Below are 16879 nucleotides of genomic sequence, written 5' to 3'. Positions count from 1 at the left end.
GCCTCAACGTGGGAAGATGAAGACCTGGGAGTGGTCCAGATCGATGTCGATGGGCTGGCCCTCCTGGGGCAGGAACACCCCAGGTACCCGGGCATGCAGGTGCGCTTCCTGGCCATCGTTGCCATGGGCACACAGGTGGATCAGGCTGGTGCGGCCCAGCAGCTTGGCCATGACCACGTGGCTATGGCTGTGGGCTTCGGCTGGCAGGTCTCGCTCCTGAATGCGCAGCGCCTCGGGGCGAATCATCACCTGCACGTCACTGCCTTCCGGCAGCCAGCTGGCATCCACTGCGCCCACGGGGGTCTGCACTCGCCCGCCTTGCACCACTCCCGCCAGCTCGTTGACCTCGCCAAAGAAGGTCACCACGAAGGGGTCGATGGGCGCACAGTAAAGCTCGCGAGGCGTGCCGGTCTGGACGATCTTGCCATCGCGCATCAGTGCGATGCGGTCCGCCATGAACATCGCCTCTTCCGGGTCGTGGGTCACCAGCAGCGTGGCCGAACCCAGCTTTTTCAACACGTGCAGCGTGTCGTCTCGGATATGATCCCGCAGCCGGGCATCCAGGCTGGAAAAGGGCTCGTCCAGCAGCATCAGCCGCGGCGTAGGCGCCAGCGCGCGGGCCAGCGCGACACGCTGCTGCTGGCCTCCCGACAGCATGTGCGGGTAAGTCTCGGCATAGGCGGCCATGCCCAGCTGGTCCAACAGCTCCAAAGCACGCGCGCGGCGCTGGCTGGAGGGCAGCTGTTTCAGGCCAAAGGTGACGTTTTCCAACACGCTCAGATGGGGAAACAGCGCCGAATCCTGGAACGCCAGGCCCACGTTGCGCTTTTCGGGCGGCACATGGCGCTTGCCAGGGGCCGCGATGGCCTGCCCGTCCAGGCTGACCTCGCCTTCCTGCACCACCTCCAGGCCTGCCGCGATACGCAGCAGGGTGGTCTTGCCGCAGCCGGAAGGGCCCAGCAGGCACACCACTTCGCCCTGGCCGATCTCCAGGTCGATGCCCTTGACCACCTTGTTGGCTGCAAACGTGTGCTCGACACCCCGCAGCGACAGCGCCGCCGCCGGTGCTGCCACCTCTGAAAATGACACCGTTGCCGTCATTCGTTCACCCATGGTTAGTGCGCAGCGCAGATGCCTGACTGCGAACACGGTTGAAAGTTATTTGCATTCTATTTTCTATTGGCGGCAGATGCACGTACATGCACAAAAAGTGTTGCGTGTCATTAGCATTTCGCTTGACGTCCATGGAACAAGACGTTTCAATAGGCGCAGTTTGCCAATGCAACTTATTATCATAAACATTTAGGGTGTATGTTATGAAAAAGGCACGTCTTGCAGTCTCTGTCGCCGCCGTCATGGCTGGCTCGGCATTTGCCAGCAGCACACTGGCCAACGAGGTCAACATCTACTCCGCTCGCCACTACGACTCAGACGAGATTCTGTACAACGCGTTCACCGAAGAAACGGGTATCAAGGTGAATGTGCTGGAAGGCGACGCCAATCAGTTGATGGAGCGTATGCAGCGTGAAGGCGTGGCCAGCCCTGCCGACGTCATGCTGACCGTGGATGCCGGCAACCTGTGGCGTGCCGAGCAGGATGGCCTGTTCCAGGCCGTGGATTCCGACGTGCTGAACGAGCGCCTGCCGGAATCCATGCGTCATCCCGAAGGCATGTGGTTTGGCTTCAGCCAGCGCGCACGGGTGATTTTCTACAACCGTGAGAACTTCGACCCGAGCCAGATCGCTACTTATGAAGACCTGGCCGACCCGCAGTTCGAAGGCAAGATCTGTATCCGCTCTTCCAACAACATCTACAACCAGTCTCTGTTGGCCTCGATGATCGAGCACCACGGTGCGGAAGAAGCGCAAGAGTGGGCACAGGGCGTGGTCAACAACCTGGCGCGCAACCCGGAAGGCGGTGATACCGACCAGATTCTGGGCGTGGCCAGCGGCGAATGCGAGCTGGGCGTGGCCAACCACTACTACTATGTTCGTCTGCTGCACTCCAGCGAAGCTTCCGACCGCGAAGCCGCCCGTAAAGTGGGCGTGATCTTCCCGAACCAGGATGATCGCGGCACGCACATCAACGTGGGTGGTGCAGGTCTGGTCGCCAACGCGCAGAACGCCGAGAACGGCATCCGCTTCCTCGAGTTCCTGGCTTCCGACCAGGCCCAGGAAGTGCTGGCCGAGCGTAACTACGAGTTCCCGGTGGTCGATGGCGTGAAGAAGAACCCGGTTCTGGAATCCTGGGGCGACTTCCAGCGTGACGAAGTGAACATCAGCGAGCTGGGTAACAACAACCCGGAAGCCGTGCGCATTTTCGACCGCGTCAACTGGCGCTAAGCGCTGGCCCAAGCAGTATGCAAAACCCCACCGCAAGGTGGGGTTTTTTGTGGATGGCCAGTCAGCCAGTGTTTGAACGGCGCCTGGTGCGCTTCTTCCTTTAGTGTGCTTCGTCCCAGTTAGCGCCGCTCTGGGCTTCCACGATCAGCGGCACGCTCAGTGTGGCCGCCGACTGCATCCGTGCACTGACCTCCTCGATGAACGCGTCTACCTGAGCTTCAGCCACCTCGAACACCAGTTCGTCGTGCACCTGCATGACCATCAGGGCATCGAACGCGCCTTCCGCCAGCCACGCGTCCACGTCGATCATCGCCTGCTTGATGATGTCTGCCGCCGTGCCCTGCATGGGCGCGTTGATTGCGGTGCGCTCGGCCCCCTGACGGCGGTTGCGGTTCTGCGAGTGGATCTCGGGCAGGTAGAGCCGCCGCCCCATGACGGTCTCGACGAAGCCGTTGTCGGCAGCCTGACTGCGAATGCGGTCCATGTAGCGGGCAACGCCGGGGTAACGGTCGAAGTAGCGGTCGATGTAGGTCTGCGCCTGCTGGCGTTCGAGATGCAGCTGACGCGACAGCCCCCAGGCGCTCATGCCATAGATCAGACCGAAGTTGATCGCCTTGGCACTGCGGCGCTGGTCGGCGGTGACCTTGTCCAGCGCGGTGCCAAACACTTCGGCGGCGGTGGCGGTATGAATGTCGCGGCCCTGTTCGAAGGCTTCCAGCAGCCCCTTGTCTTCCGACAGGTGGGCCATGATGCGCAGCTCGATCTGCGAGTAGTCCGCGGCCACGATGCGATACCCGGGGCGGGCCACGAAGGCCTGGCGAATCTTGCGCCCCTCTTCGGTACGAATCGGGATGTTCTGCAGGTTCGGGTCCGACGAGGAGAGCCGCCCGGTGGCGGTCACCGCCTGGTGATAGCTGGTGTGCACGCGGCCGGTTTTCTTGTTCAACAGGCGCGGCAGCTTGTCGGTATAGGTGGACTTCAGCTTGGCCAGGCCACGGTGCTGCATGATCACCTTGGGCAAGGGGTAGTCCAGCGCCAGCTCTTCCAGCACGGCTTCGGCGGTGGAAGGCGCGCCCTTGGGCGTTTTCTTGATGACCGGAATTTTCTGCTCTTCGAACAGAATCTGGCCCAGCTGCTTGGGGGACCCCAGGTTGAACTCGCGGCCCGCCAGCTCGAAGGCTTCACTTTCAAGCTCGCGAATACGCTGCTCCAGCTGCTGGCTCTGCTGGTGCAGGCGCTCGGCATCCAGCGCCACCCCGTTACGCTCGATCCGCGACAGCACCTTGATCAGCGGCAGCTCCAGATGATCGAGCACCTCGGCCAGGCGGCCTTCCTGCTCGACCTGCGGGCGCAGCGTCTGCTGCAGGCGCAGGGTAATGTCCACGTCTTCGCAGGCGTAGGGCGCGGCCTGTTCCAGAGCTATCTGGTTGAAGGTGAGCTGCTTGGCGCCTTTCCCGGCAATCTCCTCGAAGGAGATGGTCTTTTCCCCCAGGTACTTGAGGGCCAGCGAGTCCATGTCGTGGCGGGTCGCGGTGGAGTTGAGCACGTAGGACGCCAGCATGGTATCGGCAAACGGCCCCGTGACGTGAATATCCACGTTGGCCAATACGGAAATATCGTACTTGAGGTTCTGGCCGATCTTGGTTTTGCCGGGATCTTCCAGCAGCGGCTTGAGCGCCTCGAGAACGCTGCGGCGGTCGAGCTGGGCAGGCGCATCCAGATAGTCGTGGGCCAGCGGGATATAGGCCGCTTCACCGGGCTCCAGCGCCAGGCCGACCCCGACGATTTCGGCATCCATGTAGTTGAGGCTGGTGGTTTCCAGATCGAAGCAGAAGCGCTCGGCGCTGCGCAGCCGCTCAAGCCACGCGTCCAGCTCGACCTGCTCGGTGATCACGTGGTCGTGGCGTGGGCCAGGGGCCGTGCCCGACGCCACCTGCTCGGCCTGCGGGGCTGGCTGGCCGCCGCTGACGTCGTCCACGCCCTCGTCCTTGCCCTCCAGCAGCTCCGCCAGCCACTGCTTGAACTCCATCTCCTTGTAGAGCGCCACCAGCGCTTCCCGATCCGGGTGGGCGATCTCCAGGTCGTCCAGCCCTACGGGCAGGTCGCAGTCGACCTTGATGGTGGCCAGCCGATAGGAGAGAAACGCCTGTTCGCGGTGCTCTTCCAGTTTCTTGGGGAGTGTCTTGGCTCCTCGAAAGCCCAGCGTGGTGACTCGTTCCAGGTCGCCATAGATGGTCTCCAGCCCGCCACCCATGCCTTGCAGCAGGCCAATGGCGGTTTTTTCTCCTACGCCGGGCACGCCAGGAATGTTGTCCACCTTGTCGCCCATCAGCGCAAGGAAGTCGATGATCAGCGCAGGCGGCAGCCCAAACTTCTCCTCGACACCGGCCTCATCCAAGGTCTCTTCCTTCATGGTATTGACCAGCGTGATATGGCGGTTCACCAGCTGGGCCATGTCCTTGTCGCCGGTGGAGATCACGGCGTCGCGCCCGGCCTGGGTGGCGTGATGCGCCAGCGTGCCGATGACATCGTCGGCTTCGACGCCTTCGATGCACAGCAGCGGCAGCCCCAGCGCTTTCACGCAGGCGTGTAGCGGTTCGATCTGGCTACGCAGGTCATCGGGCATCGGCGGGCGGTGGGACTTGTAATCGCTGTACATGTCGTCGCGAAACGTCTTGCCTGGCGCATCGAAGACCACCGCCATGGGGCTATCGGGGTAGTCCTTGATCAGCCGCTTGAGCATGTTCAGCACGCCTTTCACGGCGCCCGTGGGCTGGCCGTTGGAGTTCGTCAGCGGCGGCAGCGCGTGGAACGCACGGTAAAGGTACGAAGAGCCATCAACTAGCACGATAGGGGCACGGGCCATAACCAGATTCCATAGTCAGCAGAACAGTAAGAGCGTCTATTCTTCAATGATACGCGTTCGGCGGCGCGACTGCAGAAAAGCACTGCGAAAGCGACCCTTCACCGTTCACAGCGCTGCCAACTGACGCGCCAAGCCGCTACAATGACCGGCTTAGCAACCTGGGCGAGATTCTCATGGCTGTATTTACTCCGCTGAGCGACGCACAGGTCGCCGCGTTTCTGGAAAAATTCGATGTTGGCAGCCTGGTGTCCCTTCAGGGCGTGGCAGGCGGCACGGAAAACTCGACGTTTTTCGTGACCACCGAGCGCCGCGAGATGGTGCTCACGCTGTTCGAACAAGGCGAGCACGAAGAGCTGCCGTTCTTCGTCGAGCTGCTGGACTACCTGGATGAACACGGCCTGCCCGTACCGGGCACCATTCATGACCGCGAAGGGGTGGCGCTGCACAGCCTGGCGGGCAAACCGGCCCTGCTGTTCCCGCGCTTGCCCGGCAAGCACCCCACCGCCCCCAACCTGGTCCAGTGCCAGGCGCTGGGCAGCGCGCTGGGGCGTATGCACAAGGTCTCGCAGCATTTCCCGGGGCATCGTCCCAACCCCCGCGATCTGCACTGGCTGCGCGCCGTGCATCACAAGGTGCTGACCTACATCAGCCCCGACGACCAGACCCTGATGAAAAACGAGGTCGATGATTTCGAGACCGCGTTCAGCCAGTATGGCGCGCTGCCCCAGGGGGCGCTGCACGGAGACCTGTTCCGTGACAACACCCTGTATGAAGGCGACCAGTTGGGCGGCATCATCGACTTCTACAATGGCTGCACCGGCGACCTGCTGTTCGACCTGGCCATCGTCATCAACGACTGGGCCTCCAACGAGGACGGCAGCCTGAACGCCGAGCGCTATCAGGCGATTTTAAGCGCCTACCAGGCACGCCGCCCACTGACCGACACCGAGCGGGCCCTGTGGCCCACCATGCTGCGCTTGACGGCGTTGCGCTACTGGCTGTCGCGCCTGCTGGTGGTGTATGTGGACCCGCCTGCCCATGACCTGACCCCCCACGACCCCGAGCGTTTCCGCGTGATTCTCAAGGCACGCATCGCGCTGGGGGCACTCCCTATCCCGGAGGCTTCCTGATGAGTGACATGGCCGCAACCAGCAGCCCCGCCGTACGCGCCCGTCGTACCTGGAACATGGACCAGTGGGGCAGCGGTTACTTCGATGTCGATGACCACGGCCAGGCGCTGGTGCGCCCCCTGGGCAGCGATGCCGAAGGCCCTGCCCTGCCGATCAGCGCGCTGGTTCGCCAGCTGCAGCAGGCCGGCCTGCGCTTACCGGTGCTGGTACGCTTCAGTGACATTCTTCACGATCGCGTCGAGCAGCTGTGTGGCGCCTTCGACGCCGCCATGCAGGATGTGGCCTATGAAGGCGGCTACACGGCAGTGTACCCGATCAAGGTCAACCAGCAGCGCCGCGTGGTCGAAGAGATTCTGGCCACCTCGGAGCGGGGCAACGGTCGCGTAGGGCTCGAAGCGGGCAGCAAGCCCGAGCTGCTGGCCGTCCTGGCGCTCTCCGACGGCGGTTCGTCGCTGATCGTCTGCAACGGCTATAAAGACCGCGAATACGTGCGCCTGGCGCTGTTGGGCGAGAAGCTGGGCCACCGCGTCTATCTGGTGGTGGAAAAACTCTCCGAGCTGGACCTGATTCTGGAAGAAGCCCGGGAGCTGGACGTGACGCCGCGCATCGGCCTGCGCGCGCGCCTGGCCTCGGTAGGCAAAGGCAAGTGGCAGAACACCGGTGGCGAAAAGTCCAAGTTTGGCCTCACCGCCAGCCAGATCCTGGAAGTGGTGGACACCCTGCGCGCCCAGGACGCCCTGGCCAGCCTGCAGCTGGTGCACTTCCACCTGGGCTCCCAGATCGCCAACATCCGCGACATTCAGCGCGGCCTGCGCGAATGTGCGCGCTTCTACCAGAACCTGATGGCGCTGGGCGCCCCCATCGACACCGTGGACGTGGGTGGCGGCCTGGGGATCGACTACGAAGGCACCCGCTCGCGCAGCTACTGCTCGGCCAACTACTCCATGCAGGAGTACGCGCGCAACGTGGTCAGCGCCTTCGCTCAGCTGTGCCAGGAAGCCGACTTGCCACAGCCACACCTGATCAGTGAATCCGGCCGCTCGTTGACCGCTCACCATGCGGTGCTGATCACCAACGTGATCGGTGAAGAGCGTATCGACCACACCCCGCCGGTGCGCAGCGTTACCGACGACCCCCAGGTGGATGAGCTGTGGCGCGTGCTGGACCAGCTGGCCGAACACCAGGAGCCCAGGGTGCTGGTCGAAGCCTGGCACGACCTGCTGCAAGCCGTCAGCGAGCTTCAGGATCGTTTCGTACTGGGCTTGAGCAGCATCAGCGCCCGCGCCGAAGGCGAACGCCTCTACATGGCTGCCTGCGCGCGCCTGCGGGGCAAGCTCGATACCCGCAACCGTGCCCACCGGGAAATCATGGACGAGCTGGCCGAGAAACTGGCCGACAAGCTGTTCGTCAATTTCTCGCTGTTCCAGTCGGTGCCGGATGTCTGGGGGATCGAGCAGATTTTCCCGGTACTGCCACTCAGCGGGCTGGACAAGGCGCCCACTCGCCGCGCGGTGATTCAGGACATCACCTGTGACTCCGACGGCCGCATTGACAGCTACGTGGACGGCCAGGGCGTCGAGAGCACGCTACCGCTGCCGGAATGGGCCAACGATGACGAGCGCTGGCTGGGCTTTTTCCTGGTGGGTGCCTACCAGGAGATTCTCGGCGATCTGCACAACCTGTTCGGCGATACCGACTCGGTGGATGCCGCACTGGGCGCCGACGGCGAGTGGGTACTCTCCAACCCGCAGGCAGGCGACACCGTGGCGGACGTGCTGGCCTACGTCAATTTCGATGCCCGCGTCCTGAAGCAGAAGCTGACCGAACAGCTGGTGACCAGCGGCTTCTCGGCCGAAGAGCAGGCGCACTTTGCCGCCAGCCTGACCGAAGGGCTGGAAGGCTACACTTATCTGGAGTAACGCTCTGGGGTAAGGGGGAGGAGTAAGGGGGCAGGAGCCCCCTTCTCGCCTGACATTCCAGCATAAAAAAAGCCCCCGCTGCCCAGAGCAGCGGGGGCTTTTGACGCTCAGCCGATGGGGTCGTTTATTCGACCACGCTGGTGTTGATCTCCAGCCCGCCGGTGAGCGTGAAGCGCAGTGATGCGCCGCGAGTCAGCTCACCCACGCCAGCAGGCGTGCCGGTCAGGATGACATCGCCGGGCTCCAGGGTGAAATGACGGCTCATTTCCGCGACCAGCGTCGGGATCGCAAAGATCATGTCCGAGCCTTCGCCGTGCTGGCGCTCTTCGCCGTCGATCTCCAGCGTGAAGCTCAGCGCGTTCCAGTTGGGCACGCGGCTCAACGGCAGGAACGGGGACAGCGGGCAAGCCCCATCAAAGGCCTTGGCGATTTCCCAAGGATGGCCTTTCTCTTTCAACGTGGTTTGCACATCGCGCAGCGTCAAATCCATCGCCAGGCCGATCCCGGCAATGGCACGCTCCGCTTCATCCTGAGTGGCGTGGGTCAGGGTTTCCCCTACCAGCAGCGCCAGCTCGACTTCATAATGCACTTCACCGCGTGAAAACGGCGGGTCCAGCGGCTTGGTCAAATCCACCACGCTGGTGGCCGGCTTGATGAACAGCAGCGGTTCACTGGGAACCGGGTTGTCCAGTTCCTTCGCGTGGTCGGCGTAGTTGCGGCCTACACACACGACTTTGCCCAGCGCGTGGGGAAACTCCTGGCCATCGGTAAACTGTGGAACAAAACGCATGGCGGGTATTCTCCTTCTCATTATGCGTGCCGCATTCGCAACGACAGGCGCACTAGTCTACCCCACCCTTGCGCTTGTTCCACAACCTTCCCGCTGCTTTTCTTGCACCCTGGCTTATGTACCCAAAGTACGTAAACGTTTAAACGCCCGGCTGCCAAGGCTGGTCAGGCCCATGGGCCAGAAACGCTGGGCGCTGTTTGGGGGCGGCAAACGGCGCACCGCAGCGGTTGTCCGGCCGATTGAACACGAAAAAGACGTTGCTGCGCGGGTCCGGCGACAGGTTCGCATTGGAAGCGTGCAGCGTGTTGCAATCGAACAGCAGCAAGCCCCCTGCTCGCCCCTTCGGCGCTTCGATGCCGTACTGGTCGACCATATGACGCAGTGCCTCCTGGCTGGGCACCCCGACCTCCTGGGCTTTCAACGAACTCCTGTGGTTGTCCTCGGGTGTTTCTCCAAGGCAGGGCACGAACGCTTTGTGCGACCCTGGAATCAGCATCAACGGGCCGTTGAACTCGTGGTTATCGGTGAGAATCAGCGACGCACTGACCGCATGCATGTTGGGCATACCGTCTTCGGCGTGCCAGGTCTCGAAATCCGAGTGCCAGTTGAACCCCTTGCCTGCAAAGCCGGGCTTGTAGTTGATGCGCGACTGATGCACGTAAGGGTCGTCACCGATGATCTGACGTGCCGCCCCTGCCAGCCGCTCGTCGTTGGCCAGCGCCCCCAGACGGGAAGAGAGATGGTGCACGGCGAACAGCGAACGAATCTCCTGGCTTTCCGGCTCGGTGATGCTGAACTCCCGCTCGCGGTAAGCATCGTTGCTCATCAACGACTCGATTTCATCGCGAAGCGCATCCAGCTCGTCGCCATGGATCAGGTCTGGAATAAACAGATAGCCCTTGCGCTCGAACTCATCCAGCTGCGCCTGGGTAAGCGGCCCCGGCAGCGCACGCCCTTTGACCACGTCGTCACGGCGTGCCTGGGTCAATGATGCCGGCGCAGTGGCCAGCCGAGTAGGATAGAGGTCCACTCGCGTATTGCTGGCAGAAGGGGTATCTGCCATGTCGCTGTACTGCTTGTGGGCCGTCAGGTTTTTGAGAGGTGTATTGCCGACTGTCATCTAATCCACTCCTTGTATGATTAAATTTCAGTTAAAACGTGTCTCATTCAGAAACACAGTGCAGGGAGAAGCCTAGCCCACGCATGACGGCTTGCAACCCTTGGGAACCCCGCTCATAACGTGCGTTATGACATTTTTTTCATGCTCATGAACACCCCGTTGAGGCCCACCGCAGCAACCACCCTGCGCACAGCGGACTACGAGCGGATTTCAATGTTTGATAAACATCGGCCCAAAAAAAGCGCCGCTCGAGGGAAGCGGCGCGGGTGGCGGGCGAGGGACGTGCGCTAACCCAGGCATATATGGCCGTAGATGAAATCCCGGTCGAAGCCCGTATTACGCGCCATCTCTTCCGGCTGCAGCAGCTTGATGCTGCTACGCGTCTTGCGGATCAGCTTCTTCTGCTCCAACGCGGTCATGCAGCGGCTGACGTGCACGCTGGTCATGCCCAGAAGCTCTCCTACGATGTCCTGGGTCACCGGAAAGGAGAATACGTTGCTGTTCAGCAGGCCTTTGAAATTGAATCGCGCATAGACTTCCAACAAGAAGTGTGCCACTCGCTCTTCTGACCGATGATGCGTACAACTTCGCAAACGCTCGATGGTAATATTGTCGTTGACCATGACATACGAGGTAATGGCCTTGCGAATTTCGTCGTTGGTTTTAAACAACGCATGCAAATCATCTACCGATACTTTTTCCAACTTGCAATGTGTCAGCGAGAGAATCACGATATCGTGACTTTCGAAAAAGCTTTCTCGCATTCCAATAATATCGCCCGGCATGAAGACGTTACAAATATCTTGCCCACGTGTAGAAGTGGCATGGGATAGACTTGCCCAGCCCTCTTTCACCACGAAGATATCGGCACGCCCCTCGCATAGCGAAAAGACTTTCTGGTTTCTCTTCAGCTCGACAGGTTTTTGTCGAACGTTGGCCAAGGCCTCCAGTGACTCTGCCCCCAGCTCACCGTAAAGCCCCAACACTTCACCAATACTTATACAACCACCCTCGGCCCCCAGGGGACCCGGCAAACCATTGCGACTTCTATCTTCCACTAGATTATACTCTTCTGCAGTAACCTTATTCATCTCTACACTCCTTTGTAGTTAGACAAATGCTATACTCACCCGGAATTGTTTATAATTTCTATACACTAAAAGGAAGATAACGCGACAAAAATATAGACAACTATAAACATACAAACAAGAAACTTTCATAGTTTGCGCTATCAAACGCCAGGAAACCCATCATGATTAACATTTGTTAAGAAAAACACGCAAACCCTAAAAAACCTTAATAACATAACACTACATTGAACCTGCCCAATATCGGCATCAAACCATCAGAACTTTCTTTGTGAAAACGGCCCACTAAAACACTCGACATAAAACCATCAACAAAACACCCCCTCTTTCAGCAACATTGCAGCAACATCCAAAAACATTCACTCCTGTAGCTTTAACGCACCTCTGCCACATACATTAATTTTAAAACTGACGACTTATAATAGACTAGCCAATAAACTTTTCATTTCATAATCTTCATCACGGCGACAAGGATCTCACGCCTAACGTTACCTGATGGAGCAGGCCATGAAACGCAATGTCTTTATTATCGCTCTGGAAGAAAAGCAACAAAAAGCACTACAAACATTAAGAGATAGAAAGTCTCTGGAACTGCATGGACTATTGACCGTCGAAAGCGCGGTCGAGGCACCCAATGTCTCATTCAACCAGTTATTGAAACGAGTCGAAAAACAGCTCTCGGCATTTCCCGGCACCATTGATGCCATCATTGCCCAATGGGACTTCCCCACCAGCGTCATGGTGCCCCTGCTGTGCCAGCAGTATCAAATCCCCTCTCCTTCGCTCACCAGCGTCTTGAAGTGCGAGCACAAGCTGTGGAGCCGCATCGAGCAGCAACACGTCATTCCTGAGGTGGTGCCCGATTTTTGCGGCCTCGACCCGTTCGCTGAAGACCCGCTGGCACAGGTCACCCTGCCCTTTCCGTTCTGGCTCAAGCCGGTCAAGGCCTTTTCTTCTCACTTGGGCTTCAAGATCGAGAACGAGGCGGACTTTCACCATGCCATCGGCGAGATTCGTCAGGGCATTCGTCAGTTGGGCGACGCCTTCAACGAAGCGCTGGCCTACGCCGAGCTGCCCGATGACATCGCCCACCTGGGAGGCAATGCGTGCATCGCGGAGTCGCTGATCAGCGGTGTCCAGGCCGCGCCGGAGGGGTCTGTCTTCCAGGGCGAGTTCAATGTGCACGGCATCATTGCTCAGCCCAAGGCAGAGCACTCGGCGTCTCTGTTCGACCGACTGGAATATCCCAGCCATTTGCCCGAGCACGTGCATCACAAGATGGTAGATACCGCCAAGCGCTTTCTGGCCCACATCGGTTACAACAATGGCTGCTTCAATGCCGAGTTCATGTGGGACGAGGCTCGCCAGCAGCTCTGGCTGATCGAGTTCAACACCCGCATTTCGCAGTCCCATAGCGATATTTTCGTGCTGGTGGACGGCATGTCCAATCACGAGATCGCCGTGGACATTGCGCTGGGCCAACGCCCCTCCCTGCTCAGCCGCCAGGGCGTCGCGCCCGTGGCGGCCAAATGCTTCATTCCATACCCCCACGAGGATGGCGTGGTCAAACGCATCCCCAGCCCTGCCGAGATTGCCGAGCTGCAGGCCCGCCTACCCCACACGGAGGTGCTCATCGATGTCGCCCCCGGCCAGCAGCTCAGCCAGCTGATGCACCAGGACAGCTTCTGCTATCGCCTGGGCACGCTGCATCTCACCGGCACGACCCATGAAGAAATAGAGGAGCGCTATCAATACTGCCTGGACTTTCTCAATTTCGAGATCGAACCGATCCGCCGATAAGGAGACCCCATGGATATCGTCCGCGACTTTCCCTACCCCGTTCGCCACATCGAAAACGTCTTTATTCCCCTGAGCGATGGCCAGCGCTTGGCTGCCAAGCTGTGGCTGCCCGAAACGCCAGATGACACGACGTTTCCTGCCATCATGGAGTACATCCCTTACCGCAAGCGCGACGTGACCCGCGGGCGGGACGCCGGCAATCACCCGTACATGGCGGGCCATGGTTATGCCTGTATTCGCATCGACATGCGGGGTAGCGGTGACTCGGATGGCGTGCTCACCGATGAGTACACCCAGCAGGAGCAGCAGGACGCCGTGGAGGCGATTGCCTGGCTGGCCGAGCAGCCCTGGTGCAACGGCCAGGTCGGCATGATGGGCATTTCGTGGGGCGGCTTCAACAGCCTGCAAGTGGCGGCCCGCCAGCCACCGGCCTTGAAGGCCGTCATCAGCCTCTGCTCCAGCGATGATTTGTACGCCGATAACATGCACTACATGGGCGGCTGCCTGCTGGGCGACAACCTGTCGGAAGCCACCGTCATGCTGGCCTTCAACGCCCTGCCGCCCGACCCGGAGATCGTCGGTGAGCGCTGGCGGGAGATGTGGTTCGAGCGCATGGAGCACAGCGGCCTCTGGATCGACCAGTGGCTGCGCCACCAGCGCCGCGACGACTACTGGACGGCAAGCTCGGTGGGAGAACGCTACGATGCCATACGCTGCCCGGTCTACGCGGTAGGCGGATGGGCCGACGGCTTTACCAATACCGTGTTTCGCCTCATGGAGCACCTCGACGTACCGCGCAAGGGCCTGATAGGGCCCTGGGGCCACAAGTACCCTCATCAGGGCATCCCCGGCCCAGCCATTGGCTTTCTGCAGGAAGCCTTGCGCTGGTGGGATTACTGGCTGAAGGGCAAGCAGAACGGCATCATGGACGACCCCATGCTGCAGGTGTGGCAGCAGGACAGCGTGCCCCCCGACAACCGTTATTGCCATCGCCCAGGGCGCTGGGTAAGCGAACCGCAATGGCCCTCTCCGGGCATTCAACCTACGCGCTACTACCTGCAGCCCTACCGCTTGACCACGGTGCCTCCTGCCGAGGAGGTCTCGCCGCCCCGCCAGGGCTTGCAGTCGCCCATCAGCGTGGGCATGGCAGCAGGCAAGTGGTGCTCCTACGCCGCCACGCCCGACCTGCCCGGCGACCAGCGTGAAGAAGATGGCGGGTCGCTGATTTTCAGCAGCGGCCCGCTCTCCGAGCCGCTGGACATCGTCGGCATCCCCAGCGTGACCCTCACGGTGACCAGCGACCAGCCCCAGGCCATGCTGGCCGTTCGCCTTTCCGACGTGGCCCCGGACGGCAAGGCCACCCGCGTTACCTACGGGCTATTGAACCTGACCCACCGCGACAGCGATGCTCATCCCAGCCTGTTGACCCCAGGCGAAGCTTACCGGGTGAGCATTCCCATGAACGGCATTGCCCAGCGCTTCCCTGCTGGCCATCAGTTGAGGGTCTCGCTCTCTACCTCTTACTGGCCGCTGGCATGGCTCTCTCCTCGGCCTGCTCAGGTGGATATCATTTACGACCAGTGCGCGCTGCACCTGCCGGTACGGCACGCCCCCGACCACGAGCCAGCGCAGCCCTTTGGCCCACCCGAGCAAGCGCCCCCATTGGCCACGACGCCGCTGGCCCCCAGCCAGCACAATTGGCTGCTGCACCGTGACCTGGCCACCAAGCGCTCGACCCTGGAAGTCATCAACGATCAGGGGCGCTTTTGCATCGACGACACGGGCACCGAGGTACACCGCTGTGCGCGGGAGTACTACAGCACGGTGACGGATGATTTCACCTCGGCTCGGGGAGAAACCCTCACCGAAAGCCACTTCAAACGGGGCGATTGGGATACCGAGGTGTATACCCGCACGGTGCTGAGCTGCACCGACACGCACTTTATCGTCCACGCCCAGCTGGATGCCTACGAGCAGTCGTATCGCGTGTTTTCCAAGAATTGGTCGTCGAGGATTCCTCGGGACCATCTGTAATTTTCGGTACTGGCTGTAATCTTCTGACGCTCGGCCCGCTTTTCTGGCGGGCCCACCACAAAAAAACCCCGGCCAAAGGCCGGGGAAGCGGGCATAGCAGGGCTGGGCTAGGCCGCGCTATCTCTTCGCTTTCAGGTCATCATTTTCAGCCCGAGCCAAAAAGGCCTGGGTGGTGTCATCAAGATGCTGGCTCAACCAGTCGGCCATGGCTTGTTCTTCCTGCAGGATTTCCTGGCAGACTTGTACCACCTGAGGCTGATTGGCCTTTTCGGCGGCCGCTATCAGCGCGCGATAGCTGGCAATTTCAAAGCACTCGAAGGCGTAGCTGGCAATGCCGCCTTTCACGACTTCGTCACCCGCCATCATGCCACCCAGCGCCTGGCCAAAGGCAGAGAGCTTGCCACCCAGGTCTTTCATGGCCGAAGTGTCGATGCCCAGGTCATGCATGACCCGTTCCAGCTTCTCGGCCTGATGCTCGGTTTCATGCAGGTGCTGGTCGATTCTGGCGCGCAGCTCAGGGTAATGTTCCAGACGTTTCGCCTGTGACTTCAACATATCCTCAGCCTGCTTTTCCATGGCGTGGGCATCGCGCAGCCAGTTTTCCAGATAGTGAGCTTCCATGGTGTCCTCTCCTTGTGTCACAAGCCTACTTGTTCGGGTCGATTTGCTCTTTCTGGGCGCCAGACTTCTCTTTGGCCCCGCCCAGGCTCGGCTCCTGCCCTTCCGGTGATGGCTGGTTGCGCACGCTGAATTCACTGCGGCCATCCAGCGAAGGACCTTCTGCCCAGCGGCCTTGGGGCGCTTCCTTGTCCAGCAGGGTATTGAGGTAGTAGTAGGAGTGCTGCATGGCCTCATGGTCCTGAGGCGTCGCGTTGGGGATCGGCAACTGCTTCTCGAAGCCGCCCAGCTCTTCGATGACCGCCAGCCACTGCTGCTGGTGGTAGGTATCCCGGGCAATCAGGAATGACAGAAAATCCTTCATGCCGTGGTCGTCGGTCCAGTTGTACAGCCGCGAGGCCAGCACGCGGCCACCCGCTTCGGCGGTGGCATTGGCCAGCATGTCGGCGGCAATATTGCCGGTGGCGTATACATGGCTCATGTCGAAAGGCACGCCGTTGGCGTTCACCGGCATGGCCGACAGCCCCGACGAAAGCAGGTGGCGGGGGTTGGCGCCCCCCAGAATGGCGTTCATCACCGGATCCTGAGCCGTGGCTTCCTGGTAGGCCACGGGCGCGCCCTCCAGGTTCAAGGCGACGGCATGACCCAGCATCTCGATATGCGACAGCTCTTCCGTCGCTGTAGACATCAGCATGTCTCGAATTCGATCATCGCCCCGCGCGCCCATTGCCTGAAAAAAATACTGCATGGCCACGCGAATTTCCCCTTCGATGCCGCCAATGGCCTGTTGCAGCAGCATGGCGAACTCGGGGTTGGGCTTATCCACTTTCACGGGATACTGAAGCTTGCTGGAATGGTGGAACATAGCGCGATCTCCTCCTTGATAGCCGAGGTGATGGCCAGGGGGTACTCCCCTGGCCAGTCACTCAAAGCTTCTGTTTCAGTTGCTTCCGTGCCTGCTCGGCAATGTCCTCATAGCTCTTGGCCACTCGGTCGAAAAACTGCTGCGCTTCGTCGTCCGAGTGCTGTTTGGCATCTTCCGAGAACTGCGAACACAGCTGAACACCTTTGGACGCATGATAAAGCGTGCTCACCATGTCGAAGTTCTTGTCATTCACGGGACTATTCATCCATCTCTCCTTGAGTCGTGAGTGCATACCGGTATCCGTGGC

Annotated in this window: 13 protein-coding genes; 5 read left to right on the top strand and 8 right to left on the bottom strand. The window is 60.6% G+C overall.

Features of this window, described 5'->3' with window-relative positions; genetic code table 11:
* Positions 1-3: 3 nt before the first annotated feature.
* The gene (locus tag LG409_RS02870) at positions 4-1101 is read right to left on the bottom strand and encodes an ABC transporter ATP-binding protein (RefSeq protein WP_227407581.1); all 1098 of its coding nucleotides are present in this window, start codon (positions 1099-1101) and stop codon (positions 4-6) included.
* Positions 1102-1316: 215 nt separating this feature from the next.
* On the opposite strand from LG409_RS02870, the gene LG409_RS02865 reads away from it, so the two are divergent.
* Positions 1317-2342, top strand: a complete 1026-nt coding sequence (locus LG409_RS02865) for a Fe(3+) ABC transporter substrate-binding protein (RefSeq protein ID WP_039182799.1) — start codon at positions 1317-1319, stop codon at positions 2340-2342.
* 100 nt (positions 2343-2442) lie between these two features.
* Here the strand turns inward: LG409_RS02865 and polA are convergent, their stop codons facing one another.
* The gene (polA, locus tag LG409_RS02860; RefSeq protein ID WP_227407580.1) at positions 2443-5208 is read right to left on the bottom strand and encodes a DNA polymerase I; all 2766 of its coding nucleotides are present in this window, start codon (positions 5206-5208) and stop codon (positions 2443-2445) included.
* Positions 5209-5381: 173 nt separating this feature from the next.
* Between polA and LG409_RS02855 the strand changes: the two genes are divergently transcribed.
* Together LG409_RS02855 and speA are read left to right on the top strand one after the other, a co-directional pair.
* Positions 5382-6338 (top strand): homoserine kinase, encoded by a 957-nt coding sequence (locus LG409_RS02855; RefSeq protein WP_039182791.1) that lies wholly within the window; start codon positions 5382-5384, stop codon positions 6336-6338.
* Positions 6339-6346: 8 nt separating this feature from the next.
* Positions 6347-8257 carry a biosynthetic arginine decarboxylase gene (speA, locus tag LG409_RS02850; protein ID WP_371317415.1) on the top strand — a complete coding sequence of 637 codons (1911 nt, stop codon included), beginning with the start codon at positions 6347-6349 and terminating at the stop codon, positions 8255-8257.
* 124 nt (positions 8258-8381) lie between these two features.
* Here the strand turns inward: speA and LG409_RS02845 are convergent, their stop codons facing one another.
* The 3 genes from LG409_RS02845 to LG409_RS02835 all read right to left on the bottom strand — a co-directional run bounded on the left by LG409_RS02845 (position 8382) and on the right by LG409_RS02835 (position 11258).
* Positions 8382-9047 carry a fumarylacetoacetate hydrolase family protein gene (locus tag LG409_RS02845; RefSeq protein ID WP_039182787.1) on the bottom strand — a complete coding sequence of 222 codons (666 nt, stop codon included), beginning with the start codon at positions 9045-9047 and terminating at the stop codon, positions 8382-8384.
* Between the two features lie 139 nt (positions 9048-9186).
* Positions 9187-10167: an ectoine hydroxylase gene (gene thpD / locus LG409_RS02840; RefSeq protein ID WP_227407579.1), complete on the bottom strand. Its 981-nt coding sequence runs from the start codon at positions 10165-10167 to the stop codon at positions 9187-9189.
* A 287-nt stretch (positions 10168-10454) separates the two neighbouring features.
* Positions 10455-11258, bottom strand: coding sequence for a Crp/Fnr family transcriptional regulator (locus LG409_RS02835; protein WP_227407578.1), 804 nt, complete (start codon positions 11256-11258; stop codon positions 10455-10457).
* 504 nt (positions 11259-11762) lie between these two features.
* On the opposite strand from LG409_RS02835, the gene LG409_RS02830 reads away from it, so the two are divergent.
* On the top strand, positions 11763-13055 hold the full coding sequence (locus tag LG409_RS02830) for an ATP-grasp domain-containing protein (RefSeq protein WP_189463891.1): 1293 nt from the start codon (positions 11763-11765) through the stop codon (positions 13053-13055).
* Positions 13056-13064: 9 nt separating this feature from the next.
* A complete protein-coding gene (locus LG409_RS02825; RefSeq protein WP_227407577.1) occupies positions 13065-15089 on the top strand; it encodes a CocE/NonD family hydrolase in 2025 nt (674 codons plus the stop codon).
* A 117-nt stretch (positions 15090-15206) separates the two neighbouring features.
* On the opposite strand, the gene LG409_RS02820 is transcribed toward LG409_RS02825, so the two are convergent.
* The 3 genes from LG409_RS02820 to LG409_RS02810 form a co-directional block, all read right to left on the bottom strand.
* A complete protein-coding gene (locus LG409_RS02820) occupies positions 15207-15710 on the bottom strand; it encodes a ferritin-like domain-containing protein (protein WP_039182776.1) in 504 nt (167 codons plus the stop codon).
* A gap of 25 nt (positions 15711-15735) precedes the next feature.
* Entirely contained in the window at positions 15736-16572 is an 837-nt protein-coding gene (locus tag LG409_RS02815) for a manganese catalase family protein (RefSeq protein WP_039182774.1), read from the bottom strand.
* Between the two features lie 61 nt (positions 16573-16633).
* A complete protein-coding gene (locus LG409_RS02810) occupies positions 16634-16837 on the bottom strand; it encodes a hypothetical protein (protein ID WP_039182769.1) in 204 nt (67 codons plus the stop codon).
* Positions 16838-16879: the final 42 nt, after the last annotated feature.

The sequence above is a fragment of the Halomonas sp. NyZ770 genome (genome assembly GCF_020616575.1).
Taxonomy (GTDB): Bacteria; Pseudomonadota; Gammaproteobacteria; order Pseudomonadales; family Halomonadaceae; genus Vreelandella; species Vreelandella hamiltonii.
Note: the sequence above shows the minus strand (reverse complement) of the source record. Positions and strands in the feature narration are given on the sequence as shown.

Coding starts and splice junctions, on each gene's coding strand:
- LG409_RS02815 (WP_039182774.1), bottom strand. CDS start 16,572: ATGTTCCACCATTCCAGCAAGCTTCAGTATCCCGTGAAAGTGGATAAG.
- LG409_RS02830 (WP_189463891.1), top strand. CDS start 11,763: ATGAAACGCAATGTCTTTATTATCGCTCTGGAAGAAAAGCAACAAAAA.
- thpD (WP_227407579.1), bottom strand. CDS start 10,167: ATGACAGTCGGCAATACACCTCTCAAAAACCTGACGGCCCACAAGCAG.
- LG409_RS02870 (WP_227407581.1), bottom strand. CDS start 1,101: ATGACGGCAACGGTGTCATTTTCAGAGGTGGCAGCACCGGCGGCGGCG.
- LG409_RS02835 (WP_227407578.1), bottom strand. CDS start 11,258: ATGAATAAGGTTACTGCAGAAGAGTATAATCTAGTGGAAGATAGAAGT.
- LG409_RS02845 (WP_039182787.1), bottom strand. CDS start 9,047: ATGCGTTTTGTTCCACAGTTTACCGATGGCCAGGAGTTTCCCCACGCG.
- LG409_RS02865 (WP_039182799.1), top strand. CDS start 1,317: ATGAAAAAGGCACGTCTTGCAGTCTCTGTCGCCGCCGTCATGGCTGGC.
- LG409_RS02855 (WP_039182791.1), top strand. CDS start 5,382: ATGGCTGTATTTACTCCGCTGAGCGACGCACAGGTCGCCGCGTTTCTG.
- speA (WP_371317415.1), top strand. CDS start 6,347: ATGGCCGCAACCAGCAGCCCCGCCGTACGCGCCCGTCGTACCTGGAAC.
- LG409_RS02820 (WP_039182776.1), bottom strand. CDS start 15,710: ATGGAAGCTCACTATCTGGAAAACTGGCTGCGCGATGCCCACGCCATG.
- polA (WP_227407580.1), bottom strand. CDS start 5,208: ATGGCCCGTGCCCCTATCGTGCTAGTTGATGGCTCTTCGTACCTTTAC.
- LG409_RS02825 (WP_227407577.1), top strand. CDS start 13,065: ATGGATATCGTCCGCGACTTTCCCTACCCCGTTCGCCACATCGAAAAC.
- LG409_RS02810 (WP_039182769.1), bottom strand. CDS start 16,837: ATGAATAGTCCCGTGAATGACAAGAACTTCGACATGGTGAGCACGCTT.